General features: G+C 72.8%; 24 protein-coding genes and 1 pseudogene. 8 read left to right on the forward strand and 17 right to left on the reverse strand.

What is annotated here, in order from left to right:
- Positions 1 to 25 precede the first annotated feature (25 nt).
- Positions 26 to 415 carry a cold shock domain-containing protein gene (locus tag ACGFQC_RS20910; RefSeq protein ID WP_363090272.1) on the reverse strand — a complete coding sequence of 130 codons (390 nt, stop codon included), beginning with the start codon at positions 413 to 415 and terminating at the stop codon, positions 26 to 28.
- Between the two features lie 153 nt (positions 416 to 568).
- Positions 569 to 964: a DUF5997 family protein gene (locus ACGFQC_RS20915; RefSeq protein ID WP_363090271.1), complete on the reverse strand. Its 396-nt coding sequence runs from the start codon at positions 962 to 964 to the stop codon at positions 569 to 571.
- 58 nt (positions 965 to 1,022) lie between these two features.
- Between ACGFQC_RS20915 and ACGFQC_RS20920 the strand changes: the two genes are divergently transcribed.
- Positions 1,023 to 1,796 carry a LysR family substrate-binding domain-containing protein gene (locus ACGFQC_RS20920; protein WP_363090270.1) on the forward strand — a complete coding sequence of 258 codons (774 nt, stop codon included), beginning with the start codon at positions 1,023 to 1,025 and terminating at the stop codon, positions 1,794 to 1,796.
- Between the two features lie 12 nt (positions 1,797 to 1,808).
- Here the strand turns inward: ACGFQC_RS20920 and ACGFQC_RS20925 are convergent, their stop codons facing one another.
- A complete protein-coding gene (locus tag ACGFQC_RS20925; protein ID WP_363090269.1) occupies positions 1,809 to 4,598 on the reverse strand; it encodes a beta-L-arabinofuranosidase domain-containing protein in 2,790 nt (929 codons plus the stop codon).
- Positions 4,599 to 4,724: 126 nt separating this feature from the next.
- On the reverse strand, positions 4,725 to 5,201 hold the full coding sequence (locus tag ACGFQC_RS20930; protein ID WP_363090268.1) for an Lrp/AsnC family transcriptional regulator: 477 nt from the start codon (positions 5,199 to 5,201) through the stop codon (positions 4,725 to 4,727).
- Between the two features lie 269 nt (positions 5,202 to 5,470).
- Here ACGFQC_RS20930 and ACGFQC_RS20935 point away from each other — a divergent pair, with 269 nt between their 5' ends.
- Positions 5,471 to 6,964 carry an FUSC family protein gene (locus ACGFQC_RS20935; protein WP_363090267.1) on the forward strand — a complete coding sequence of 498 codons (1,494 nt, stop codon included), beginning with the start codon at positions 5,471 to 5,473 and terminating at the stop codon, positions 6,962 to 6,964.
- A gap of 175 nt (positions 6,965 to 7,139) precedes the next feature.
- The gene (locus tag ACGFQC_RS20940; RefSeq protein WP_363090266.1) at positions 7,140 to 8,177 is read left to right on the forward strand and encodes a lactonase family protein; all 1,038 of its coding nucleotides are present in this window, start codon (positions 7,140 to 7,142) and stop codon (positions 8,175 to 8,177) included.
- Positions 8,178 to 8,527: 350 nt separating this feature from the next.
- Here the strand turns inward: ACGFQC_RS20940 and ACGFQC_RS20945 are convergent, their stop codons facing one another.
- The 4 genes from ACGFQC_RS20945 to ACGFQC_RS20960 all read right to left on the reverse strand — a co-directional run bounded on the left by ACGFQC_RS20945 (position 8,528) and on the right by ACGFQC_RS20960 (position 12,457).
- Complete coding sequence (locus ACGFQC_RS20945) at positions 8,528 to 9,457, reverse strand: hypothetical protein (protein ID WP_363090265.1); 930 nt, start codon at positions 9,455 to 9,457, stop codon at positions 8,528 to 8,530.
- A 141-nt stretch (positions 9,458 to 9,598) separates the two neighbouring features.
- On the reverse strand, positions 9,599 to 10,624 hold the full coding sequence (locus ACGFQC_RS20950; RefSeq protein ID WP_363090264.1) for a BadF/BadG/BcrA/BcrD ATPase family protein: 1,026 nt from the start codon (positions 10,622 to 10,624) through the stop codon (positions 9,599 to 9,601).
- Entirely contained in the window at positions 10,621 to 11,298 is a 678-nt protein-coding gene (locus ACGFQC_RS20955; protein ID WP_363090263.1) for a uracil-DNA glycosylase, read from the reverse strand. The genes ACGFQC_RS20950 and ACGFQC_RS20955 overlap by 4 nt, the downstream gene beginning before the upstream one ends.
- Before the next feature lie 73 nt (positions 11,299 to 11,371).
- The gene (locus ACGFQC_RS20960; protein ID WP_363090262.1) at positions 11,372 to 12,457 is read right to left on the reverse strand and encodes an exo-alpha-sialidase; all 1,086 of its coding nucleotides are present in this window, start codon (positions 12,455 to 12,457) and stop codon (positions 11,372 to 11,374) included.
- 278 nt (positions 12,458 to 12,735) lie between these two features.
- Between ACGFQC_RS20960 and ACGFQC_RS20965 the strand changes: the two genes are divergently transcribed.
- Entirely contained in the window at positions 12,736 to 13,308 is a 573-nt protein-coding gene (locus ACGFQC_RS20965; RefSeq protein WP_363090261.1) for a hypothetical protein, read from the forward strand.
- A gap of 16 nt (positions 13,309 to 13,324) precedes the next feature.
- Here the strand turns inward: ACGFQC_RS20965 and ACGFQC_RS20970 are convergent, their stop codons facing one another.
- The 3 genes from ACGFQC_RS20970 to ACGFQC_RS20980 all read right to left on the reverse strand — a co-directional run bounded on the left by ACGFQC_RS20970 (position 13,325) and on the right by ACGFQC_RS20980 (position 15,317).
- Entirely contained in the window at positions 13,325 to 13,909 is a 585-nt protein-coding gene (locus ACGFQC_RS20970; protein WP_393288506.1) for an SRPBCC family protein, read from the reverse strand.
- Positions 13,910 to 14,108: 199 nt separating this feature from the next.
- Positions 14,109 to 14,279, reverse strand: coding sequence for a hypothetical protein (locus ACGFQC_RS20975; protein WP_363090260.1), 171 nt, complete (start codon positions 14,277 to 14,279; stop codon positions 14,109 to 14,111).
- A 231-nt stretch (positions 14,280 to 14,510) separates the two neighbouring features.
- Positions 14,511 to 15,317 carry a pectate lyase gene (locus ACGFQC_RS20980; RefSeq protein WP_363090259.1) on the reverse strand — a complete coding sequence of 269 codons (807 nt, stop codon included), beginning with the start codon at positions 15,315 to 15,317 and terminating at the stop codon, positions 14,511 to 14,513.
- A gap of 389 nt (positions 15,318 to 15,706) precedes the next feature.
- Here ACGFQC_RS20980 and ACGFQC_RS20985 point away from each other — a divergent pair, with 389 nt between their 5' ends.
- Positions 15,707 to 17,020 (forward strand): PHB depolymerase family esterase, encoded by a 1,314-nt coding sequence (locus tag ACGFQC_RS20985; RefSeq protein WP_363090258.1) that lies wholly within the window; start codon positions 15,707 to 15,709, stop codon positions 17,018 to 17,020.
- A gap of 220 nt (positions 17,021 to 17,240) precedes the next feature.
- On the opposite strand, the gene ACGFQC_RS20990 is transcribed toward ACGFQC_RS20985, so the two are convergent.
- Positions 17,241 to 18,320, reverse strand: coding sequence for an NADH:flavin oxidoreductase/NADH oxidase (locus ACGFQC_RS20990; protein ID WP_363090257.1), 1,080 nt, complete (start codon positions 18,318 to 18,320; stop codon positions 17,241 to 17,243).
- A gap of 119 nt (positions 18,321 to 18,439) precedes the next feature.
- Here ACGFQC_RS20990 and ACGFQC_RS20995 point away from each other — a divergent pair, with 119 nt between their 5' ends.
- Positions 18,440 to 18,793 (forward strand): helix-turn-helix domain-containing protein, encoded by a 354-nt coding sequence (locus tag ACGFQC_RS20995; RefSeq protein ID WP_363090339.1) that lies wholly within the window; start codon positions 18,440 to 18,442, stop codon positions 18,791 to 18,793.
- On the opposite strand, the pseudogene ACGFQC_RS21000 reads toward ACGFQC_RS20995, so the two are convergent.
- Both ACGFQC_RS21000 and ACGFQC_RS21005 read right to left on the reverse strand, forming a co-directional pair.
- A pseudogene (locus ACGFQC_RS21000) lies at positions 18,716 to 19,550 on the reverse strand (solute carrier family 23 protein); the annotation flags it as partial. The gene ACGFQC_RS20995 and the pseudogene ACGFQC_RS21000 sit on opposite strands and share 78 nt — an antisense overlap.
- A gap of 140 nt (positions 19,551 to 19,690) precedes the next feature.
- Complete coding sequence (locus ACGFQC_RS21005; RefSeq protein ID WP_363090256.1) at positions 19,691 to 20,335, reverse strand: DUF305 domain-containing protein; 645 nt, start codon at positions 20,333 to 20,335, stop codon at positions 19,691 to 19,693.
- 200 nt (positions 20,336 to 20,535) lie between these two features.
- On the opposite strand from ACGFQC_RS21005, the gene ACGFQC_RS21010 reads away from it, so the two are divergent.
- Positions 20,536 to 22,038 (forward strand): hypothetical protein, encoded by a 1,503-nt coding sequence (locus ACGFQC_RS21010; RefSeq protein WP_363090255.1) that lies wholly within the window; start codon positions 20,536 to 20,538, stop codon positions 22,036 to 22,038.
- On the opposite strand, the gene ACGFQC_RS21015 is transcribed toward ACGFQC_RS21010, so the two are convergent.
- Positions 22,026 to 22,772, reverse strand: a complete 747-nt coding sequence (locus ACGFQC_RS21015; protein WP_363090254.1) for a helix-turn-helix domain-containing protein — start codon at positions 22,770 to 22,772, stop codon at positions 22,026 to 22,028. The genes ACGFQC_RS21010 and ACGFQC_RS21015 overlap by 13 nt on opposite strands.
- A gap of 118 nt (positions 22,773 to 22,890) precedes the next feature.
- On the opposite strand from ACGFQC_RS21015, the gene ACGFQC_RS21020 reads away from it, so the two are divergent.
- The gene (locus ACGFQC_RS21020; protein ID WP_363090253.1) at positions 22,891 to 23,184 is read left to right on the forward strand and encodes a DUF2630 family protein; all 294 of its coding nucleotides are present in this window, start codon (positions 22,891 to 22,893) and stop codon (positions 23,182 to 23,184) included.
- Between the two features lie 91 nt (positions 23,185 to 23,275).
- Here ACGFQC_RS21020 and ACGFQC_RS21025 read toward each other — a convergent pair whose 3' ends face one another.
- Both ACGFQC_RS21025 and ACGFQC_RS21030 read right to left on the reverse strand, forming a co-directional pair.
- Positions 23,276 to 23,968: an HAD-IA family hydrolase gene (locus ACGFQC_RS21025; protein WP_363090252.1), complete on the reverse strand. Its 693-nt coding sequence runs from the start codon at positions 23,966 to 23,968 to the stop codon at positions 23,276 to 23,278.
- Between the two features lie 174 nt (positions 23,969 to 24,142).
- The gene (locus tag ACGFQC_RS21030) at positions 24,143 to 24,814 is read right to left on the reverse strand and encodes a phosphatase PAP2 family protein (protein WP_363090251.1); all 672 of its coding nucleotides are present in this window, start codon (positions 24,812 to 24,814) and stop codon (positions 24,143 to 24,145) included.
- Positions 24,815 to 24,827 lie beyond the last annotated feature (13 nt).

The following is a 24,827-nucleotide window of genomic DNA, read 5'->3' on the forward strand; positions in this document are numbered from 1 at the left end:
ACGGGAGGTGTACCGGCGGGGGAGGTCAGCCCTCGACCCAGCCGTGGTTCTTCGCGAACTGGGCCAGCCCGGAGCGCACCTGGAGGATCTGCTCGGCGGTCAGCGAGGGCGCCGCCGTCAGCAGGGCCTCGGTGACGTCGCGGGTGAACTCCTCCGTGCTGAGCACGTCGCACAGGACGTCGTCGTCGGCCGCGAGCGGCTTGCCGTCCGCCCCGCGCGCGAGCCGTACCCCGGAGGCCTTCGGGCCGCGCTCGCCGTCCTCGATCTCGAACTCGACGACGATGCCCCTGCGGACCTGCGACTCGGGCATCAGCATGTCGTTGACGTGCAGGAAGACGTCCTCCCCGCCGTCGTCGGGCGCGATGAACCCGTAACCCCGCTGGCTGTCGAAGCGCACCACACGACCAGCAACCATCCCAACCCCCAGCGACCTCGCACACCCACGTCGGTGAACCTCACCAGATCGTAGTCACCCCGATGGCCGGGGGCGACCATCACGGGCGCGCGGGGCGGGCTGCCGGCGCCGTACCGGAGGCGGGTCAGGCTCTGACGCCGTACGGGAGGCGGGTCAGGACTCCGCGCCGGCGGCCTTCTCGGCGTCGCGCTGCCGCAGGCGCGCCGTCTCCTTGCGGACCTCGGCCTGGGTGGCCCGCTCCTTCGCCAGCCACTCGGGCCCGGCGTCCTTGATCTCCTGGATCTGCTCGGTGGTCAGCGCCTCCGTGATCCCGGCGCGCGCCAGTCCGGCGATGGACACGCCGAGCTTGGCCGCGACCACCGGACGGGGGTGCGGTCCCTTCTCCCGCAGGGCGCGCAGCCACTCCGGCGGGTTCGCCTGGAGCTCGTTCAGCTCGGCGCGCGTGACGACACCCTCCTGGAACTCGGCGGGGGTGGCGGGGAGGTACACACCCAGCTTCTTCGCCGCGGTCGCGGGCTTCATCGTCTGGGTGCTCTGGTGCGACGTCATGCCGTCCAGGGTATCGGCCGTGAACCGGACCGCCGACCACAGCCGGTAACCTGGCGGGATGACCGACTCGGCGGATTCCCCCTCGTTCCGGCTCGCGTACGTCCCCGGAGTGACCCCCGCCAAGTGGGCGCGGACCTGGCAGGAGCGCCTGCCCGACGTACCCCTCGTCCTCCTTCAGGCGACGTCCGCCGAGGCCCCCGGAATGCTGCGCGAGGGCGCCGCCGACGCGGCCTTCGTCCGGCTCCCGGTGGACCGTACGGTGTTCAGCGCGATCCCCCTCTACACCGAGACCACGGTCGTCGTGGTCCCCAAGGACCACGTCATCACGGCGGCCGACGAGGTGACCCTCGACGACCTCGCCGACGAGGTGGTCGTCCATCCGCTGGACGACGTCCTCGACTGGGAGCGGCTCCCGGGGGAGCCCGCCTTCGAGCGCCCGGCGACCACGGCCGACGCGATCGAGCTGGTCGCGGCGAACATCGGCGTGCTGGTCGTGCCCCAGTCGCTGGCCCGGCTGCACCACCGCCGCGACCTCACCTACCGGACCCTCGTCGACGCCCCGCAGTCCGGCGTCGCCCTCGCCTGGCCCGAGGACGCCACCACCGATCTGGTCGAGGACTTCATCGGCATCGTCCGCGGCCGCACGGTCAACAGCACCCGTGGCCGGGACCGGCAACCGTCGGCCGAGCCGAAGGCCGAGCGTGCCAAGCCGAGGACCGGCGGCGCCCCGCGCAAGGCCGGCTCGGGCGGGGCCGCCCGGGGCCGCGCCGGTGGCGCCAAGGGCGGCGGCGGCCGGCGCGGCACCGGCGGTAGACCCCGCCGCCGCTCGTAGCGCCGCCGGGCGTCAGGGCACGAAGGTCGCGTTCCGCGCGGTGCTCACCACCTGCTCCCCGTCGGCCCGCCCGAGCAGTCCTGCGGCGACCCAGGCGTCCACCACGCTCCGCACCCGGCTCACCAGCGCCCCCTTCCCGCTGAACGGCGCCCCCGCCCAGACCTCGTCGAGCAGGGTGGTGCCGTCCTCCTTCGCGGGGTTGGCCACCCCCGAGTCGGTGCCGCCGAAGACGATCCGGGGCTCCACCCGCCGCACGTAGGCGTGCGTCGGGTCCTCGGTGCCCTCGAAGAAGGGCGCGAACTCGGTGCCGTCGAGCGTGTGGTGCAGCGGCTTCCCGCTCACGGGCGTCAGCGAGGGCGACAGGTCGCCGGAGAGCGCCGCGTTGCGGTAGAGGCCGAACTCCAGGTACGACGTCGACGGGTCGCGGGCGACCAGGTTCACGGGACCGTGGAACAGGGTCTGCAGGGACGGGTCGTCCAGGGCCTTCTCGACCCGCAGCCGGAACGGGGCCGACACGCGCACGGTGTCGCCGTCGCGCCAGGTCCGGGACACCGTGAAGTAGGTTCCGGGCGTCGGAGTGCCGCTCGCCGCACGGCCGTTGACCGTCACCCGGAACCCGGCGGTCGCCCACGCCGGCACCCGCAGCCGCAGCGCGAAGGACGCCGTACGGCCCCGGACGGTGAGCGTGGTGCCCTGTTCGCGCGGGAAGTCGGTGCTCTGGGTGACGGTGACGCCCTTCTCGGCCCAGGTCAGCGTGGACGCGCTGTAGAGGTTGACGTACAGCGCGCTGCCGTCGGCGGCTCCGAAGTACACCGAGTCCTGGTACTTCGTGGCGCTCTCCATGCCGGTGCCCTCGCAGCAGGTGGTGCCCTGCTTCGGCGTGTAGTCGCGCACATGACCTGGCGTGAGCCCGATGAAGTACGTGACCAGCGGCTTCTCCGCGTCCGCCCGGTCCTGCCGGGAACCGAGGACCTGGTTGAGCAGGGCCCGCTCGTAGTACTCCATGTACTTCGGGTCCTGCTCGTGGAAGAACAGCGTCCGGCTGAGCTTGAGCAGGTTGTACGCGCAGCACGTCTCGGCCGTGGTGGCGCCGATCGTGCCGGCGATGACGTCCCGTGCCCGCCAGAACTCGCCCGTGCTGGTGCCGCCGATGCCGTACGTGCGGTGCGGTACGACCATGTCCCAGAAGTTCTTCGCGGCGGTGAGGTAGCGTTCCTCGCCCGTCGCGTCGTACAGCCGGACGTACCCGGTGAAGATCGGTATGTGCTGGTTGGCGTGCAGGCCGTCGAGGACGTCGGTGTTCGCGGCGCACGCGTCGATGAGCCGGTCGAGGTCGAACAGCCGGGCCAGCGCGAGGTGTTCGGTCTTTCCCGTGAGGGCGTGCAGATCGCAGACGGCTTCGGCGATGCCGCCGAACTCGCCGCTGGAGAACAGGCCCCACATGCGCTGCAGGGTGGCTCCGGGCAGCCTCGACAGTCGGGAGTGCATCCAGTCGGCCATCCCGGCCGCCAGGTCCAGGGCGCGGGCGTCACCGGTGGCGAGGTGCGCGTCCAGCAGGCCCCGCAGGATCTTGTGGGCGGTGTAGTAGGGCGCCCACACGCGCCTGTAGTCGCTGCGGGTCATCGACTCCAGCTCGACGAACTGCGTCTCCGGGTACGCCGCGAGGAACCCCGGATGGCTGGGGCCGCCCCAGGTGCGGCGCAGAGTGGCGGTCAGGCCGCGCCCGGAGGAGTCCGCGAAGGAGGAGCCGGACGTCTCGTCGAAGGCGTAGGAGACGAGGTCGCCGGGGACGCGGGTGCTCCGCAGCCCGGCGATCTCCTCGGCGGTCAGCACGCGCGACCACGCGTCGAACCCGCCGAACGCGCCCGCGAAGAGCGGGTCGGAGGCGTAGTGGGAGCGGCCCAGCCAGTGGTGGGCGAGGGCGCCGAGAGCCGCCGGGGTCAGGGACATCGCCGTGTTCCGGGCGACGGCCGTGCCGTCGACGTAGAGGGTTCCGGTACCACCGCCGATGGTGACCGCGAGGTGGCTCCAACGGTCCAGGGGCAGCGCGGCGGTCCCGTCGAGGGCCTGCTCGGCGCCGGGCCCGCCGGTGGTCACGGCGAACCGGGGCACACCGGCGGCGTTGCGCACGGCCAGGTAGAGGTAGCGGGTCGTGTCGTCGCCGAAGTCCAGGACGCGGGCCCAGTCGCCGTCGTGGGTGGGCCTCACCCAGGCGGCCAGGGTGATCTCGGCGGCGTCGCCGAGGACTCCGGCGGGCAGGTCGACGTACCGGTAGGACCCGCGCACGTGCTCCGCGGCCCGTCCGAACCGTCCGTCCACGCTCAGGACGGCCGGGTCGTGCCGCAGGGCCTCGCGCACCTCCGTCAGCGCGCCGACCATCGTGCCGATCCGGTCCGCGAACACCTGCTCGCCGGTGCTCGCGTAGGCCTGGGACAGCATGGTGAGGAAGTGCCCGGTGTAGTGGCCGCGCAGATTGCCGCCTGCCTCGCCGTCGAGTCCCTCCCAGCCGCCGGGGGCGACCGCGCCCAGGGTGGACAGGCCGGCGTTGGCGCGGAACACCTGGAGTAGCCGGTTCACGTCGTAGCCGCGGGCGTGGTCGAGCATCAGTTGCCGCTTGGCGGCGAAGACACCGGCGCCGAGCCGGACGGTGTCGAGCGGGAAAGGCCGGAGCGTCCGGGCGGCCGGGGGCGGCGGTGCCGCGGCCCCGGCCGCCGCCGAGGCCGCCGCGCCCCCGATGCCGGGGACAGTGGCGGCGAGGACCGCGCTCTGCAGAAGGGTCCGTCTGGTGAGGGGCGGTGCCATGTGCTGCTCCTCCAGGGTCCACAGTGTTCGATATCACGGACAGCGTGCGGATGATCGACCAGACGGTAGAGGGGGTGACGGAAGGCGTCAACCGGTGCGGACGGGATCGGCGAGGAGTCGCCGCCGTCAGCCGCCGACCGTGCGGCCGATCGACTCCACCAGCGGCAGCAGGCGGTACGGCACCCGCTCGCGCAGCGCCACCTCGGTGCGGGTGCGGACCACGCCGGGCAGGCTGATCAGCTTCTGGATCACGTCCTCCAGGTGGGCGTTGTCGCGGGCCACGACCCGGGTGAGGAGATCACCGCCGCCGGTGATCGAGAACACTTCCACGATCTCCGGCACGGCGGCCAGCGCGTCGCCGACGTCGTCGAGGTGGCCCTGGGTGACCTCGATGTGCACGAACGCGAGCACGGGGTGGCCCAGTGCGGCGGGCGAGAGCGACGGGCCCGAGCCGGTGATCACGCCCTCGCGCTCCAGCCGGTCGAGGCGGGCCTGGAGCGTGCCGCGGGCCACGCCGAGCACGCGCGCGTACTCCCGCACACTGGTGCGGGGCTGCTCGAGCAGCAGGCGCAGGATGCGGGTGTCGAGCTGGTCGACGGCCATGGTGCCCGGACTCCTCGTGTTCATCGGTGATCGCGGACGACTGTACCAATGGCCCAGGTGGGTGCATTGCAGGCAGACCGGCCGTTCCTGGTCCGTTGGCCCTTCCATGGTCCTCCCTGAAGGGCAGTCGGTGGGCCAATGGACCAGTCGGTTTCCAGCCACTTGAGCCAGCGGCGGCACGGGTGCTGTCATGGTGCCGTCGATGGCGCTGCGGATCCCGCGGCGCCTTTTTCATGCCGGTGTTCACGGGTGACCGTTGGGGGCGAGAAGTGCTGAAGAGGGTGTTCACGGCTCCGGATCCGGGGCGGGTACGGCTGCGGTTCGCCGCGCGGGCCGTCCTCGGCATCGGGCTGGCCGTCGTGGTCTGCGGCCTGGCGGGGCTCTCCCTGGTCGGTGCCGTCACCGGAGGGCTCGCCGCGCTGCTCGCCCTGTTCACCGTCACCGACACCACCGTGCGCGGCCAGGCGGTCACCACCGCGCTGCTGCCCGCCGTCGGCCTGCCCGTCCTGGCCGCCGCGGCCCTCCTGCACGACCAGCCCCTGGCCCGCGACCTGACCTTCCTCGCCGTCACCGGCGCGGGCGTGTACGCCCGCCGGTGGGGGCCGCGCGGCCACAGCCTGGGCGTGTTCGCGTTCATGATGTTCTTCGTCGCCCAGTTCCTGCACGCGACCGGGGGACGGCTCCCCGAGCTGGCCGCGGCCGTCGTCCTCTCCGTCCTCGGCGCGGCGGCCGTGCGCTTCGGCCTGTGGTGCTACGAGCGCCGTCTGCCCCCGGCCGCCGTGCCCGCCCCGCCGGGCGGGCACGGCCTCGCCCGGGTCACCACCCGGCAGGCCGTCCAGGCGACGGCCGGCGCGGGCTTCGCGCTCCTCGTGGGCCAGTCGGTGTCGGGGGAGCGCTGGTACTGGGCCGTCGGCGCCACGTGGTGGATCTTCGTCAACACCACCTCCCGCGGCGAGACCCTGGTACGCGGCTTCCGCCGGGTGCTCGGCACGGTGATCGGCATCGGCCTCGGCCTCCTCGTCGCCGTCCCCGTGCACGGCGCCGGCGCGCCCACGGCCGCCCTCGTCGCCGTCTGCGTCTTCGGCATCTTCTACACGGCCGCCGTCTCCTACACCTGGATGATGCTCTGGGTGACCCTGCTCGCCGAGCTGCTCTACGGGCTCCTCGGCGTGCTTACCCCCGGCCTGCTGGCGGTCCGCCTCGCCGAGACCGGTGTGGGCGCGCTCGGCGCGGGGCTGGCGGTGCTGTTCGTGCTCCCCGTCACCACCCACGCCGTCACCGACGCCTGGATCCAGCGCGCGCTGCGCTGCGTCCACACCGGTACCGCCGAAGCCGCCGCCCGCCTCGCCGGCGATCCCCTCGCCGACCCCGGCGCGCGCGTCGCCGAACTGGAACAGCTCCTCGGCCGGGTCCGGCTCTCCGTCGCCCCGCTCACCCACCCGCTGAACCCCATGCTCGGCCGCAAGGCACGCGCCCGCCGCGTCCTCGACCTGCTCGACGACTGCGCGCGCGAGATCCGCGGGCTCGTCGCCGTCGCCGCCGACCCGGAGGCCTCCCACGACGCCCGCCTCGCCGCCGCCTGCTGGCGCGTCCAGGCCGCGGTGGAGGCCCTGACCGACGGTGGCACGGAACACCTCGTCCCCGCCGAGCACCCCTCGGCGGCCGGCCCCGCCCTGGCCCACCTGCACGGCCTGGAACGAGCCCTGGCCGAACTGGCACACCCCCTGCGCGCCCCGTCCGGCTCACCACTGGTGGGAGCCTGAGCGCCCGCCGCACCCGCCACGCCCGGCAGGTCGGCGTTCCGTCCTCCGCCACGGCTCGCGCCGCCCGGCGAAACCCCGCGGCGCCTGCCGCGTCACCCGCCCCGTCTTGGTCTAGACCGCGCGTGACCGGCTGCTACCGTCACCCCGGACAGCGGCGGCACGAGAGGGGACAGCGGTGGCAGACGTCGGCAGGCGGCCCCGGCGGGCGTTCATCGGGTCGTTCACGGCGGCCGGAGGGCCCGGGATCGTGGCGGCGGCCGTGGACCCGGGCAACGGCGCGCTGACCGTCCTGAGCAGCGTGAACGGCGTTCCCGATCCCTCGTACCTGACCCTGTCGCCGAGCGGCGGCACGCTCTACGCGGTCAGTGAGACCGCCGAGGGCGCGGTGGCCGCGTACAGCCTGGCGGGGGACGTCCCGGAGCAGGCCGGACCACCCGTGCCGGTCGGCGGCGGCCCCACCCACCTCACCGTGTTCGACGGCCATGTCGTGACCGCCGACTACGGATCCGGCAGTGTCACCGCCGTGCCGGTCCGACCCGACGGCACCCTCGCCCCGGCGCCCTCCGGCGTGCTCCACCACAGCGGCTCAGGCCCCCACACCCCGCGTCAGCAAGGGCCGCACGCCCATCAGGTCCAGGCGGACCCGAGCGGACGTCGGCTGGTCAGCGTGGACCTCGGGACGGACTCGGTGCGGGTGTGCGACCTGCGCGACGGCAGGCCGGTCCTGCACCGGGAGTTCGCCCTGCGCCCCGGCTCCGGCCCCCGTCACCTGGTCTTCCATCCGGACGGTGGCCACGCGTACGTCGTCAACGAACTCACCCCGACCGTGACCGTCTGCCGCTGGGACGACCCGGACGGCTCGCTGAAGCCGCTGGCGGAGGTGCCCGTGCTGCCGGGCGCGCCTGCCGGGGACGCCTACCCGTCCGGCATCGTCGTCTCGCCCGACGGACGGTTCGTGTGGACGACCACCCGGGGCGAGGACGTGCTGTCGGTGTTCGCCGTCGAGGGCGGCGGAGAGGCGCTGCGCCTCATCGGCACCGTGCCCTGCGCGGGCCGCTGGCCGCGGGCGCTCACCGAGTCCGCCGGCTTCCTGTACGTCGCCAACGAGCGCTCCGGCGACGTGACCTGGTTCGCCCTCGACCCGGCGACCGGACTGCCCCGGCGCGGCGGCTCGGTCCCGGTGCCGGCGGCGTCCTGCGTGGTCTTCGGCTAGGGCGTGTTTCGAAAGTGGCGTCGTCTGCCCGAAGGGCAGGCCCGGCGGCGTCTGGTGCGTGCGATCGCAAGGCGGAGGGTCGCCCCGATACTGGTTGTGTCGGGGCGACCCCGACAACGCGGCGTGGGGGTGCCCCCGGCCGAAGGCTGGGGGGAGTGCCGGGCCGGGCGGCGCGCGGCGGTGGACCTCCCCGGTCGCAGCACTGGTCCCCGAACCCGCCAGGAGCCCGGCGGGGCCCACCCGCCGGGCTCCGCACCCCGGCCCGCAGGCACGACGAAGGGCCCGCTCCCCGGTCGGGAGCGGGCCCTTTCGGCGTCCGTGCAGGTCGTGCGGGCTCGCGCCCGCGTCGCTTACGACTGGCGGGCAGGCGCGCCCTGCGGCTGCTGCGGCGCGATCCCCAGCGCCGTCGTGTACTTGGCCAGGGCGAGCTTGCCGATGGCCGGGTACGGGCCGAGCGCGTCGGCGGACGCGCACTCCGCCTCCCTTGCGGCCTCCTCCAGCAGGGTGGAGTCGATCTCCGGACCGATGAGGTACGGCGCCAGGGCCAGCTGCTGGGAGCCGGAGCCGCGCAGCTGCTCGGCCACGGAGGCGATGGAACCCTCCTGGTCGAGGGCCGCGGCCATCACCGGCACGGCGAGGCGCGCCGCGAGCAGCATGCCGGTGATGCCGGCGGCCTGTACGGCCTCCTCGCCGCCCACGGTGGCGAGGATGATGCCGTCCGCGGCCGTGGCGACGGTGAACAGGCGGGCGCGGTCGGCGCGGGCCAGACCGGCCTCCGACAGCCGCACGTGCAGCGCCTCGGCGAGCAGCGGGTGCGGGCCGAGCGCGTCGGTCAGGTCGGCCGCGACGCGGCTCTCCATGACGGCCTGGCGGACCTGGCGCAGCAGCGCGCTGTCCGGCCCGGCCAGCAGCGGTACGACGACGGCGACCGGGCCGTCGGGCTCCTTGGCGTCCACCCCGGCGGCGAGGGCCTGCTCGTAGCGGGCGGTGCGCTCGTCGGCGGCGTGCGCCAGGACGGACGGGAGGCTGGGGAACTCGGCGTCGTCCCCGTCGAGGTACCCGATGCGCGCGTCGAGGCCGGGAAGCTCGGAGCGGGCGATGCTCACGACTTCCTCGGCGAGGCCGCGGGTGGCGGCGCTCGGCGTACCCGGCACCGCGAGAACGAGCGCGGGCGCGCCCTCGGGAGCCGCCAGGGGCTCGGGTCGGCGGTGCCGCCCGGGCTGGCGGGGGCGCGGCATTCGTACAGGGAGGCCGGACGCGGGCCCAGTGGGGGAGCTCATGGCGCCGCATGTTACTGGCTTCCTGGGCTCCCCTGTTCGGGGAGGGTGCAGGTGAGCGGTATCCGTCCGGTTTTGTCTGATGAGTTACGTACGGATCAGAAGTGATCGGCGTGTGTTCCGGGCGACTTGCCCGTGAAGGGTTCAATCCCCCTTTTCCGTCATGGCGCGCCGTTCCCCCCGCGGAGCCACGCAGAGCATCGTCCCGTCGACCGGCAGGCCGAGCGTGCCGGCCGTGAGAGCGAGGGCGATGCGGACGGCGCCGTCCAGCGGATCACCGGCGGCCGCCACCCGCCGGGCGTACGGCAGCCGCCGCGCCAGTTCCTCCGCCAGTGGTACGAGGAGGGGGTCGCCCAGTCTCACGAGGCCGCCGGTGACGGCGACGCGGGGGTGGGGTCCGGCGTCCGGCGGGCAGACCGCGGCGGCCGAGTCGGCCATGTGCCGGGCCGCCGCGCGCAGGATGTCCGCGGCGACCGGGTCGGCCGGCGCGCAGGCGGCCACGCGGGGTGCGAAGGAGGCGAGGACGGCGGCGCGGTCGGGGCGCGGGTAGAGCAGACCGGGCAGACCCGGCATCGGTCCGAACTGCTCCTCGGCACCGGCCAGGAGCGCGGCGGAACCGCCGGACCGGCCGTCGTGGGCGCGCAGGGCGGCCTCCAGGCCGGCCCGCCCGATCCACGCGCCGCCGCCGCAGTCGCCCAGCAGATGGCCCCAGCCGTCGGCCCGCCGCCAGGACGTCAGGTCCGTGCCGATCGCGATCAGTCCGGTCCCGGCGGCCACCACGGCGCCCGGATCCGTGCCGAGGGCGCCGGCGTAGGCGGTGACGGCGTCGGCGGCCAGGGCGGTGGTGCCGACCCCGAACTCCCGTGCCAGCGCGCCCGGCAGTTCCGCCCGCAGCGCGCCGCCGAGGGTGGCGAGACCGGCGGCGCCGACCACCGCCGTGTCCGGCCGGGACACCCCGGTCTCCGCCGCCAACGACCGCACCATGGGAACCAGTTGTGCCATCAGGTGCTCGGGGTCGATGCCCCGCGCGCCGGTGCGCACGGGGCTCCGTGACGACCGTACGGCGGGCGCGCCGCCATCGGCCGTGGCGAGGGCCACCCGCAGTCCGGAGCCGCCCGAGTCCACGGCCAGGACGGCGGGGGAGGGTTCCGGAACTGCGCGGGAGGTCACGGCAGGCGCCAGTCCACGGGTTGACCCCCCTGCCGGACCAGCAGGTCGTTGGCCCGGCTGAACGGCCGGGAGCCGAAGAAGCCCCGGTCCGCCGACATGGGCGAGGGGTGCGCCGACTCCACCGAGGGCAGGTCGCCGAGGAGCGGACGCAGATTGCGCGCGTCGCGGCCCCACAGGACGGACACCAGCGGCTTGCCGCGGGCGGCGAGCGCCCGTATCGCCTGCTCGGTGACCTCCTCCCAGCCCTTGCCCCGGTGCGCCGCGGGTTTGCGCGGGGCCGTGGTGAGCGCCCTGTTGAGCAGCAGGACCCCCTGTCGCGTCCACGGTGTCAGGTCGCCGCTGGACGGCTGGGGCAGCCCCAGGTCGCTGTTCAGTTCCCGGTAGATGTTGACGAGGCTGCCGGGCAGCGGCCGTACCTCGGGTGCCACCGAGAAGGACAGGCCCACCGCGTGGCCCGGCGTCGGGTACGGGTCCTGCCCGACGATCAGGACGCGGACCTCGTCGAAGGGCTGCTGGAAGGCCCGCAGTACGTTGGGCCCGGCGGGGAGGTAGGTGCGTCCGGCGGCGATCTCCGCGCGCAGGAAGTCGCCCATCCCGGCGATCCGTCCGGCCACGGGTTCGAGGGCCTTCGCCCAGCCCGGTTCGACGATCTCATGCAAGGGTCGTGGTGCCACGGGCGTCACCCTACTGCCGTACGGGCGTCGGTGATCAACCTGCGGCCAGGACCCCAGGTTCCACCCGTCGGACTCATCCGACCACCGCGGCCCTCACACAGAGCACGTCCGGCAGGTGCGAGGCCAACTGCCGCCAGCTGTCGCCGTCGTCGGCCGAGGCGAACACCTCGCCGTTGCGGTTGCCGAAGTACACGCCCGCCGGGTCCGCGTCGTCCGTGCAGAGCGCGTCGCGCAGCACGGTGCCGTAGTGGTCCTCCTGCGGCAGACCGGCCGACAGCGGCTCCCAGCTCTTGCCCGCGTCCGTCGTGCGGTAGACCCGGCAGCGGTGGTCGGCGGGCACCCGGTCCGCGTCGGCGTTGATCGGGAAGACGTACGCGGTGTCCGCGCGGTGGGGGTGCGCGGCGGCGGCGAAGCCGAAGGTGGACGGCAGACCGGCGCCGATGTCCGTCCAGTGGGCGCCCGCGTCGTCGCTGCGGTACACCCCCCAGTGGTTCTGCAGGTACAGCCGGTCCGGATCGGCCGCGTCCCGCGCGACCTTGTGCACGCACTGGCCGAACTCCGGGTTCGGATCCGGCAGGAACACCGCGGAGACCCCGGAGTTGGAAGGCGTCCAGCTCGCGCCGCCGTCGGTGGTGCGGAACACGCCGGCCGTGGACACGGCCACCGTCACCGCCCGCGGGTCCCGCCGGTCGGTGAGCACCGTGTGCAGGCCCTCACCGCCGCCGCCGGGCACCCACCGGGAGCGCGTCGGGTGCTCCCACAGCGGGCGGACCAGCTCGAAACTCTCCCCGCGGTCCTCGGAGCGGTACAGCGCGGCCGGTTCCGTGCCCGCGTACACCACGTCCGGCTCGCCGACGGCCGGGTGCAGCTGCCACACCCGCTCCAGCGAAGCCCCGGTGTCCTGGGGGAACCTGACGGCCGGCTTCGCCGGTTCGGTCCAGGTCCGGCCGAGGTCGTCGGAGTGGAACACCGACGGGCCCCAGTGGGAGCTGTCCCCGCCGGCGAGGAGCCGTGTGCGGCCGCCCCGTGTGTCGATCGCGACCGAGTAGATCGCCTGTGCGTTGAAGCAGGGGGATCCGTCGAACTCCCAGGTGTCCCCGCGCCTCCGTCCGATGAACAGGCCCTTGCGCGTGCCCACGGCGAGCAGTACCTCGGCCATGCCGGTCACCTCCGCTGTGCTGTGACGTCCTTGTCCCAACTACCGGCCAGTCTGCACCCAACCACTGACAGTCACCCCTGAAGTGGTCGTCGCCGCAGGTCACCGCGGCGGCGACGGTCCGGGACCGCAAGGTGTCGGCCACCTTCGGCGGGAGGCCGGCGCGCCCACCGCGTCCGTGGCACCGTCGGGACGGAGGACTCGTCCTGAGCATCCGGACCGCCGGCCGCGTATGGGAGGGCGGCCGGGATGTTCATGCGCTCATGAGGAGGAAACCTTCGATGGCGTTCCGTGGTCCGAGGGTGTGGCTGTGGCGCTGGCGGCGCAATCCGCTCAAGCGGCGCTCCGACACGGTGGAGGCCTGGGTCGTGCTCGGCGCCTGGGTGCTGACCGTCGTGTGCGGCGTGCTGGCCGGCTGGACGGCCGCCCGGTCCGTCGAGCAGGGTCTGGCCCGGGAGCGCGCCGAGTGGCGCCCGGTCGCGGGACGGCTCACCGAGCGGGCACCCGGGAAGGCCACCGCGCCCGCCGGCGAACGGGTCTGGGCCGAGGCCGGCTGGACCGGGCCCGACGGATCCGCCCGCACCGGTCAGGTCAGAGTGGCTCCGGGCAGCGGCGTCGGCACCACGGTGACGGTGTGGACGGACCGCCGGGGCCGTCTGGTCACGGAGCCCGCCACCGCCGCCCAGGCCCGGGTGCGGGGCTGGCTCGTCGGCGGCCTGGCGGGCGTGACCGTGGGGGTCCTGCCGTGCGCCGGCGGCGGGTACCTGCGTGGCCGGCTGGAGCGCCGCCGGATCGAGCGCTGGGCCGTGGAGTGGGCCCTGTTCGACGCGGTGCGGGGGCGGCCCGCGGGCTGAGCGGGGCCGTCCGGCGTCAGGAGCGCGCCTCGGCCGTGGCCTTGAGGTCGCGCAGCCATGTCTCCAGACCCCGGCCGAGAGCGGCGGTGGCGGTGGGAAGGTCCGCCTCGGCCTGGGAGCCGGTCCAGGTCTCCTCGGTGTGGACGCGGACGCCGTCCCCGACCTTCGTGAAGGTCCACAGGTGGACCCCCTCGTCGATGCGCAGCCCCTCGCCGACCGCCGGGCCGCGCCACAGCACGCAGTGCCCCCGCCGGATCTCCTGGACCGTGGACGTGATGTCGAGGGTGGTGGCGGGGGCCGTCGGGGTGGCGGGCGCCGGCGTCGTCCAGTGGAACCGCGAACCCCGGCGCAGCGGGCCGGTGTCCAGGCGCTCCGAGCTGGTGACGGGGGGCTGCCAGGACGGCCAGCGCTCCACGTCGGTCTGCAGCTTCCACACGGTGCTCATCGGCGCGTCGATCATGATGCCGGACTTGTACCGGATCAGGGCGGCCTCGTCCACGCCGTGCCCGCGGCACCCGCCCTGGGGCGTTGTCCGGGCGGGGACGGACTGGGCGGAGTGCGCTGTTCGGGCGGGGGGCACGACGCCGTGCCGCAGGTGCAGCTCCTCGGGCTCCACCTTGCCGGGCAGGACGACCTCGACGAGTTCTTCGGCGTTCACGACGACCTCCATGCGGTCCGCTGAGTTACGTGCTTTCTTGTTCGTCATAAGTTCCAACTCAAGCGAAGGGGAGTGTCGATCATTTTCGTGACGGCCTCTAACCGCAGCTGCTTCGTGTAACTTCCGTGCTCCTGGGCCCTCGTCAGCCGTCGGCGGGCGACGGTGACCGCTCCGGAATCCCGTCCAGGTCGGCACCGTCGGGCAGGGTGCCGAAGCAGTGCCCCCGGCCGCCGCCGAGCCGGGTCGCGCAGAAGGCGTCGGCGACCGCGGGCGGCGCGTACCGGACAGGGGGGCACCTGGAGGGTGAGGCCATGCGCTCCATGGGCCGACGGGCTCCCGCCTGCGTGACCTCGCCGACCCCGTCCTGCCCCCGGGCTGCTGCCGGTGCACCGGCCCGGCGCCGCACCGCGCGCCGCCTGCGCCGGGTTCCGGCGGGAGGTGACGGCTCGCGCGCGTGAACACGCGTGACGGCCGGAGGGGGCGCGTGCGGGTCGCCTCCTCCGGCCGCCCGTGGGGGGAACGCCCGGTCTGCGGGGTGCTCGGCCTACTTGTAGGTGATGTCCGAGGCGGCGTACTTGCAGTACGTGCCGTCGGGGCCCGAGCCGTTCGTCGTCGGCTCTTTGCCGGTGTTGTTGCCGATGTACTTCTGGCAGGGGACGATCTTCTTGCTGGTGTCCCCGACGATCGTGATGCCCCGCAGGGTCGCGCTGTCGCCGTAGTTGGTGTTGATGCCGACGAGCCTGCTGCCCTGGTAGGTGACCTCGACGGTGTTGAGGTTGATCGTCCGCTTGTACTGCGTGGAGCAGTTGCCGCACGAGCGGATGAAGGTGCCGAAGTTCTTGACGGCGAAGTTGGAGACGTTCAGGGTCCCGGCGCCGTTGAACTGGAAGACCTTGTCGCTGGCTTCCTTCGCCCCGCCGCCGACGACGTTGTAGACGTTGGACGACGACGAGCCGCGGAAGGTCGCCGCGTCCTCGCCGACGTCCTCCCACCAGACGTTCTGGAGCGTGCAACTGCCCTTGCAGTGGATGCCGTCGGCGGCGGGCGCGCCGATGATGACGTTCTTGAGGACTGTGCCGGCGGCCAGCTCCAGGATGGGTCCCTGGTCCTCGTCCTGGCTGCCGCTGCCCAGGTCGCCCGTGCCGTACAGGCGCTTCATCCCGTAGTCCTTGGTGCCGGAGACCGAGATGGTGGCGGAGACGCCCTGGCTGCCGTTCGCGGTGGGCCAGGTGGCCGCGCTCGCCGGAGTGAGCGCCCCGCTAGTCATGATCATGCCAACCGCGAGGCCGACGGCGGCCAGTGAGCCCGTCAGGGCGCGCCCGCGGGGGCGTGTGGGTGCTGGGGAAGTCATGTCCCGATGCCTTCTTCCAGGTGGGGGATGGTCGAAGTTCTCCGGTGTCGCGCCGGACGTCGCCGGAACGACGGTCGATTCCTGTGTGTGAACCACGTTCTCGGTATTGAACACACTGTTTGAGAGGCGTGGAGCCTCGCGGGTCACGGCGAGCGGCTCGTCCACACTTCTGAACGGAAGGTAGAGGGCAAGCGCTTTCTAGTCAACGCCTCACGCAGAAGACGGCGGAAGTCACCCGGTCGTGACGGCCGACCGGTGAGGCCCTGGGAACGGGGCCGTGGGAGCGCTTCCATGGAGAGCATGTGCATGCCACTATGCGAGGTCCGGACGAACTCCGCCCGCTGAAACCTCCTTCCGTGCATGACGAGCCGTCAACAGAAGGGACCGGCGTGATCACCCCCGACTTCCTCAGGAGAGCGCTGCGTTCGGTACTCGCGGTGCTGCTCCTGCTCACCGGCGTCCTGCTCGCCGCCCCTACCGCCTCCGCCCGTCCGCCCTCCGCGCCGGCGGCGGTCCCACCCGCCACCCTCACCGAGGTCACCGGCTTCGGCGCCAACCCCAGCGACCTCCGGATGTACGTGTACGCGCCGGCCGGTGTCGCCGCCCACCCCGCCGTCCTCGTCGCCGTGCACTGGTGCGGGGGCTCCGGCCCGGCCATGCACTCGGGCACCGAGTACGCCCAACTCGCCGACCGGTACGGCTTCGTGATCGTCTACCCGTCCGTCACCCGGAGCAGCAAGTGCTTCGACGTCTCCTCGCCGCAGGCACTCCGCCGCGACGGAGGCAGCGACCCCGTCGGGATCAAGTCGATGATCGACTGGGTGAGCGCCGCCTACTCCGCCGACGCCTCGCGCGTGTTCGCCACCGGCATCTCCTCCGGGGCGATGATGACCAACGTCCTGCTCGGCGACTATCCCGACGTGTTCGCGGCGGGTGCCGCGTTCGCCGGCGTCCCGTTCGGCTGCTTCGCCACCACCGACGGCTCCGAATGGAACAGCGCCTGCTCCGGCGGCACCGTCGTCCGCACCCCGCGGCAGTGGGGCGACCTGGTGCGAGGCGCCCATCCCGGCTACACCGGGCCCCGGCCGCGCATGCAGCTGTGGCACGGCACCGAGGACGACGTGCTGCGCTACCCCAACTTCGGCGAGGAGATCGAGCAGTGGACCGAGGTGCGGGGGATCGGCCAGACCCCGTCCGTCACCGACTCGCCGCAGACCGGCTGGACCCGCACCCGCTACGGCGGCACCGGTGACCGGGCCCCGGTGGAGGCCATCAGTCTCCAGGGCGTCGGCCACAACCTCTACGCGTGGGGCATGGCGGCCCGGGTGCTCACCTTCTTCGGCCTGGACGCCGGCGACGGACCCGGACCGGATCCCCAGCCCACGGGCTCCTGCAGGGTGACCGTGTCCACCAGCGCGTGGAACACCGGTCTGACCGCTTCGGTGACGCTCACCAACACCGGCACCCCGACGGTGAACGGCTGGCGGCTCGGCTTCACCCTGCCCGCCGGACAGGCCGTCACCCACGGCTGGGGCGCCACTTACACCCCGGCCTCCGGGGCGGTGACGGCCACGAACGCGTCGTACAACGGCACGCTCGCGCCGAACGCGAGCGTCACCCTCGGCTACCAGGCGAGCCACACGGGCGACAACCGGGCGCCCTCCTCCTTCACGTTGAACGGGACGCAGTGCGCGCTGGGTTGATGCCGCTCGCCGGGGGCGGCGCGGAAGTCCGGGAGCGGGGGAACGGTCGCGGCGACGCCACGTCACCGCGACCGTTCCCCGCCCCGGCGGGACGGAGGGGCGCGTAGGACGGACGACGGCGTGGTGAGGCTGTTCGCCGACGGGGGACGGGGCCGCGTCCTCACCGCCGTGGCGCCGGGTGCCGCGAGCGCCACGGTGCTCGACCGACCGGGCCCGGGGCTCACACCGACCGGTGGTACTGGTCGGGCACCCGCACCTCGGCGCCCCTCTCGCGGGCCGCCTGCCGTGCCCAGGAGGGGTTGCGCAGCAGCTCGCGGCCGAGCAGCACGGCGTCGGCCTCGCCGTTGACCAGGATCTTCTCGGCCTGCCCGGCGTCGGTGATCAGGCCGACCGCGGCGACCGGCATCGGCGTCTCGGCCTTCACCCGCGCGGCGAACGGGACCTGGTAGCCCGGACCGACCGGGATGCGCACGCCCGAGGCGTTGCCGCCGGTGGACACGTCGAGCAGGTCCACGCCGTGCGCGTGCAGCTCACGGGCGAAGCGGACCGTCTCGTCGGGGGTCCAGCCGTCCTCCTCCAGCCAGTCGGTCGCGGAGACGCGGAAGAACAACGGCTTGTCGTCGGGCCACACGGCCCGTACGGCGTCGACGACCTCCAGCGCGAACCGGGTGCGGTTCTCGTAGGAGCCGCCGTACTCGTCGGTGCGGTGGTTGGAGTGCGGGGAGAGGAAGTTGCCGATCAGGTAGCCGTGGGCGCCGTGGATCTCGGCGATCTCGAAGCCGGCGGCGAGAGCGCGCCGCGCCGCGTCCTGGAACTCGCCCACGACCCGCGAGATCTGAGGAACGGTCAGCTCGCCCGGCACCGGGTGGTTCTCGGCGAAGGGGACCGGGCTCGGGCCCACCGGCTGCCATCCGTGCGCCTCCGGTCCCACGGGTGCCCCGCCCTTCCAGGGCCGGTCGGTGGAGGCCTTGCGGCCGGCGTGGGCGAGCTGGACCGCGGGGACGGTGCCCTGCCCGACGAGGAAGCGGGTGATCCGGCGGAACGCCTCGACCTGGGTGTCGTTCCAGATGCCGAGGTCGTACGGCGAGATGCGGCCCTCCGGGGAGACGGCGGTGGCCTCGACGATGATCAGGCCGGTACCCCCCGTCGCGCGGGCCGCGTAGTGCGCGAAGTGCCAGTCGGTGGCGACGCCGGTCAGCGGGCCCTCGGGTGCGGCCGAGTACTGGCACATGGGCGGCATCCACACCCGGTTGGGGATCGTCACGTCGCGCAGGGAGTAGGGCTGGAAGAGCGCGCTCACGGCGGACTCCATTCGTCGCGGGGCCGGTGGTCGACTCGTACGATAGGCATCGTAGTACGTCGAGTGTCAAACTACGATGGATCTCGTACCATGGGGATTCCCGACGAAGTGGAGCCGCCGTGACCGCCCCCGCAGCGAGCAGCCGCGATCTTCCGCATCCGGCGCGCGAGGAGATCCGGCTGGAGGCCGTGCTGCACGCGCTCTCCGATCAGATGCGCCTGCGGATCGTGCGGGAGCTCGCCGCCGACGGCGACGAGCTCTCCTGTTCCCACTTCGACCTGCCGGTCACCAAGTCGACCACCACGCACCACTTCCGGGTGCTGCGCGAAGCCGGCGTCCTGCGGCAGGCCTACCGGGGCACGGCCAAGATGAACGGCCTGCGCAAGGACGACCTGGACGACCTCTTCCCGGGGCTTCTCGACGCCGTCCTCGACGCCGCCGGCCGCGAGGCCCGGCGTCTTCGCGCGCGGTGAACAACCGCCTCGGGGAAGGTGGTTGAACAGCAGGTTCAGGACGATCGCGGTCACGCAGCCCGCGCTGACACCGCTGTTCCACCGTCTGGAACCAGTCGGGGAACTTCTCGTAGACCGTCGGCACGCCCACCGGCAGCACACCCACCGCCACCGACACGGCCACCACGGTCAGGTTGTGGTTGCCCTCGTAGTCGACCTCGGCCAGCGTCCGCAGCCCGCTCGCCGCGACGGTCCCGAACATCACGAGGCCCGCACCGCCGAGAACCGGCGCCGGAACCGCCGCCACCACCGCGCCCAGCTTGGGCAGCAGGCCGAGCAGGACGAGGATGCCGCCGGCGGTGGCCACGACCCAGCGGCTGCGCACCCGGGTCATGCCCACCAGCCCCACGTTCTGCGCGTACGCGGTGTAGGGGAAGGTGTTGAACACACCGCCCGGCACGGTCGACAGGCCGTCGGCGCGCAGGCCGTCGGAGAGGGAGCGCGGGTCGACCCTGCGGCCGGTCGGCTCGCCGACCGCGATGAGGTCCCCCGTCGTCTCCGTCATGGACACCAGCGCCACGACCAGCATGGAGACGATCGCCGACGCCTCGAAGGCGGGAGCCCCGAAGTGGAACGGCGTGCTGACGCCGACCCAGTCGGCGTCGGTGACCCCGCCGAAGTCGGTGAAACCGAACGGGACGGCGACCGCGAGACCCACCACGACGCCGATCAGCACCGCGATCCGGCTCAGGAAGCCCGGCGCGAACCGCTGCACGCCGTCCCGCCCCGGTGGGGCGCCCCGTACCGCCTCATACCGCCTTGGTCCGCCCCGTACTGCCCCGTACCGCCTCGGCCCGCCCCATGCGGCCTCGGCCCGCCCGGCCCGCCGTGCGGCCGGAGTTCCCGAGGGGGCAGGCGTCAGAGCATCGCGCGCATCCGCGTGATCTCCGTCGTCTGCTCCGCGACGACGTCGTCGGCCATCTCCTCGATTCGTATGTTGTTGCCCTGTGCCTTGACGTCCGCGGCCATGGTGATGGCCCCCTCGTGGTGAGTGATCATCAAGGTCAGGAAGAGCTGGTCGAAGGCCTTGCCGCTCGCCGCCCGCAGCTTCCTCAACTGCGCCTCGGTCGCCATTCCGGGCATCGCGGCGTGCTCGTGTCCGCCGCCCGCGCCGCCGCTGCCGCCCTTGTCGTAGGTCGCCAGCCAGCTCTCCATGGCCTCGATCTCCGGGCCCTGCGCGGCGGTGATCCGGGAGGCGAGCGCCTTGACCTTCGCCGACTCGCCCTGTTCCGGGGCGAGTCCGGTCATCTCCAGTGCCTGGCGGTGGTGCTCGATCATCATCCGGGCGAAGTCGATGTCCGCGCTGTTGGGGGTGTCGTCGTCGACGCGTTGCGCTGCCGCGTCCTGGGCGGAGAGTGTCCGGTTGGCCTCTCCCGGCTTCCCCGGCACGATCACCGAAGGCCCGGCGGCCGCGCCCGACTCGGAGTCCGACCCGGCGTCGCAGCCCGTCAGGGCCAGGGCGAACAGTGCGGCGACGGCAAGGGGCGCACGGCGGACGGGCACAACGACCTCCAGGTGCTGGCGAGTTCAGAACCGGCCATGGGTGGGCGGACGATCCTGGACCGTCCTGGTACGAGTCTGCGCCTCACTGATCGAAAACATTCATGACAAGTGCGTTGCCGACTATTGATCTGTGCATGATGAAGACGATACTTCGGAGGACCGTGAACCGTTCCCCGTGAACGGCGACCAGGGAGGACGCAGTGATCCTGTTGAAAGAATCCCGAACGCGGCACAGACGCCTGGGAGTTGTCGCAGCCTGTGCCGGGCTCCTGGCCACGCTGCTCTCTGCAGTGCCGGCCGCCGCGACCCCCGACCCGGGGGACGGCCCGGCCGTGGAGCGCGAGGTGTCCCAGAAGGCACAGGCCGACGTGGCCGAGGCGATCGCCGACGGCGAGATACCCGGCCAGGACGAGATCGTCCACTCCGCCAACATCGAGCATCTCGCCAACATCCCCAAGGACCTGCTGCCCGGCACCAACACGGACCTGGCCTTCCAGGGCAAGTACGCCTTCTCCGGCAACTACGACGGCTTCCGCGTCTTCGACATCAGCAACCCGAAGGCCCCGAAGACGGTCTCCCAGGTGCTGTGCCCCGGCTCGCAGAACGACATCTCCGTCTCCGGCGACCTGCTGTTCCTGTCCACCGACTCCTCGCGCAGCGACAGCAGTTGCAACAGCACCACGCAGCCCGCGACCGAGAAGTCCTCGTGGGAGGGCATGAAGGTCTTCGACATCAGCGACAAGGCGAACCCGAAGTACGTCGCCGCCGTCGAGACCGCCTGCGGGTCGCACACCCACACGCTGGTGCCCGAGCGCAAGAACGTCTACGTCTACGTCTCGTCGTACTCGCCCAACGCGGCCTATCCCGACTGCCAGCCCCCGCACGACGGCATCTCGGTCATCAAGGTGCCGCGCAAGGCGCCGGAGAAGGCCGCGATCGTGAACTTCCCGGTGCTGTTCCCGGGTGAGGGGCCGGACGGCGGCGGCAACCCGGGCGGGCCCACCAACCCCGGTGTCTCCAAGACGACCGGATGCCACGACATCACCGTGTTCCCGGAGAAGGACCTGGCGGCGGGCGCCTGCATGGGCGACGGCATCCTGTTCTCGATCAAGGACCCGGAGAACCCGAGGATCATCGACCAGGTCCAGGACAACGTGAACTTCGCGTTCTGGCACTCGGCGACCTTCAACCAGAAGGCCGACAAGGTCGTCTTCACCGACGAGCTGGGCGGCGGCGGCGCGGCCACCTGCACCGCGGAGATCGGTCCGGACAAGGGCGCCGACGGCGTCTACGACATCGTCGGCAAGGGTGACAAGCGCAAGCTCGTCTTCCGCAGCTACTTCAAGATCGACCGTCCCCAGGCCCCCACCGAGGTCTGCGTCGCGCACAACGGCTCGCTGATCCCGGTCAAGGGCAAGGACATCATGGTCCAGGCCTGGTACCAGGGCGGCGTCTCCGTCTGGGACTTCACCGACTCCGCCCACCCGAAGGAGATCGCCTACTTCGAGCGCGGCCCGGTCAACACCGAGCGGCTGACCACCGCCGGCCCCTGGTCGGCGTACTACTACAACGGCTACATCTACTCGAACGACATCGCCAAGGGCTTCGACGTGCTGAAGATCAACGACCGGCGCACGGACCCGGCGAAGCACGTGCGACTGCGTGAGCTGAACGTCCAGACGCAGCCGGACTACTTCGACTGATCGACGCCTCTCGGCCCGCCCGCGGGTCCCGTCGGATCCGCGGGTCCCGTCCGATCCGCGGGCCCCGGACCGGACGCGGCCGGCCGGCCCGTCGCGAAGAAGCGTGAGAAATCGGTGTCACACGTCCCGCCGGGCGCCTCGGCGTCCGGCGGGACCCCCTGGGCCCAGTCCAGCCGGTACCGCGTGAACAGTTCGGCCCGCAGCGGCGTCAGGGGCATGCCCACGTTCGGCAGCACCATCGCGTAGACGGCGCCCATGAGCAGGGAGCGCAGCATCGGGTAATCGGTGTCGACGTCCGGCGAGCCGTGCCGGACCACCGTGTCCCGCAGCAGTTCGGCCAGCCGCCGTTGCTCGGGGCACTGCAGGAACCCCTCCGCCTGGAGCAGTCCCGCCATGTGCTGGCGCATCAGCACCGTCCGGTCCCGGGCCAGTCCCAGGATCGCGTCGACGGCCCTCGCCATCCGCTCCCGGCCGTCCTCGACGCGCGGCTCGCGCTCCAGCGCTTCCTCCAGTGTGCGGTGCATCAGCCGGTGCACGGCCGACTGCACCAACTGGCGCTTGCCCGGGAAGTAGTACGACACCAGACCGCGGGCCGATCCCGCCCGGTCCGCGATGTCTGCGAGCGTCGTCGCCTCGTACCCGCGCTCGCTGACCAGCTCGACGGCCGCCTGGAGGAGTCGTTCCCGGGAACGCCGACGCAATTCTTCATTGACCGAGGCGCTGCGCGGGGACATCCTGTAACTCCTGCGTTGACTGGCTGCCAGCCAACTATACTCAACGCAGCCCGGTCGGCTCCGTTGTGGAGGCGTGCCGGGAACCGCCTGCTCTGGGCGACGCGGGGGATCGTCCAGAGTGGGCGTACTTCTCACCCGATGGTTTCCTGAGGCATCTTTTCGGGAGTCTCGTCCCTCGGCTCCTCCTCCACGCCTTCCTTCACTCCGCTCCGCGTTCCTCCGGCTCCGGGAGGACCTGGCGGCCGGCCGCATCGACGACGCCCCCGAACACCAGCGGATCGGCGAACTGGAACGTGCCCTCGACCAGTGCTGGGACCTGCTGCGCCGGCGGCGTGCCGAGGCCGGGTTCGGCGAGAACCCGGACGAGGCGCGGGTGCGGTCCTCGTCGCGGGTGGAGGGCTGCCGGGGCTGATCCGCCACGCACCGGTAGCCGGTGGGCGGTGGGCGGTGGGCGACAGCCGGTATGCGACAGCCGGTGTGCGGTACGGCGATCGGCGGGTGTTTCAGCCCACCAGGTCCAGTACCGGCCGCAGGCCGTCCGGCCGTTCGGCGGCCGGCAGGTGGTCCACGAAGTACACCGAGCAGCCGAGCACCGCCGCCCCGCCGTCGGCCGGCCGGCTGTCGCCGACCATCAGCGTGGCGCGCGGATCGGCGCCGAGCGCCTCGCACGCCGTCGAGAACAGTCGCGCGTCCGGCTTCTGCACCCCGTGCTCGTACGACAGCGCATAGGCGTCGACGTAGGTGTCGAGGCCGTGCTCGCGGAACACCGGCCGCAGGTCCCACCCGATGTTGCTCACCACACCCACCCGCACCCCGCGCTCGCGCAGGGTGCGCAGCACGTGCGGGGCATCCGGGTACGGCGCCCAGGCGGCCGGGCGCATGTGCCGGTCGTACAGCGCGTCGTGCAGGGCCGGGTCGGGCAGCGGCACCTGACGGGAGAGTCCGGTGTAGGCGGCCCGGTGCAGCTCCGCACTCTTGTCGCGTACCTGCCACAGGTCCGCCAGTTCCTCGGGCATCCGCACCGGAAAGGCCCCGCCGGGCAGCGCACCGGCCGCCTCCAGTGCCCGGGCCGTTTCCAGCAGTTCGCCCTCGGGCAGCTCGGCACCTGCCGCGTCGAGCACCGCCCGCAGCCACGACTCGGCGGACTCGATGCGAAAGAGGGTGCCGGAGAAGTCGAACAGCACGGTGGAAGTCATGGAGCTGATCCTGGAAAAGCGGCAGTTCCGGGTGGTGCGCCTCGGAAGGATCCGCGTCGGGGAACACTCGGACGAACACGCGCACGAACGAGCCCTCGCTGACCACGGGGCGCGCGCACGGCCGTCACCGTACGGGGGCCGCCGTCGTCCGGCGGGTCATGACCGTCCGGCGGGTCATGGCCGCCACCTCACGTGCGCCGCGATCGCCAGGCACACCAGCGTCGCGCCCATGAGCCAGCCGCCGAGCACGTCCGTGGGCCAGTGGACCCCCAGCCAGACGCGGGTCAGTCCGACGCCCGCCACCGAGACGACGGCCACCGCCACCGCCGTACGCCACAGGACGGGGCCCGCGCCGTGGCGGTGCAGGAGCCACAGGAGGAGACCCAGGACCACGGTGGCCGTGAGGGCGTGGCCGGAGGGGTAGGCCGCGTAGTGGGCAGAGTCGACGGGGTCGGTCCAGACCGGGCGTTCACGGTCGACCGCGGCCTTGAGGCCCTGCTGGAGAGCGGTGCCGACGGCCGACACCGTGATCAGCCACACCGCCGTCCACCACGCCGAGCGGCGCCACACCAGCCACACGGCCACCGCCGCGCACAGCAGTCGCATCGTCAGCGGGTCCCAGACCCAGTCCGTCAGGATGCGGCCGGCGTGGGTGACGTCGGGATCGGCGAGTGCCCAGCGGTGGGTCGTGCGCGAGATGTCTCCGTCGGCGGAGATCAGGGGATGCCACTGGGCGGCCACCAGGATCAGCAGCGCGAGCGAGCAAAGGCCCAGGGCGATCGCCGTACGGACGGCGGTGCGGTACGGCGACGGGGCGGGCGGGGAGTCGACGAAGTGGCGGTGCATGAAGTGATCCTTG

The sequence above is a fragment of the Streptomyces sp. NPDC048734 genome (assembly GCF_043198675.1).
Taxonomy (GTDB): Bacteria; Actinomycetota; Actinomycetes; order Streptomycetales; family Streptomycetaceae; genus Streptomyces.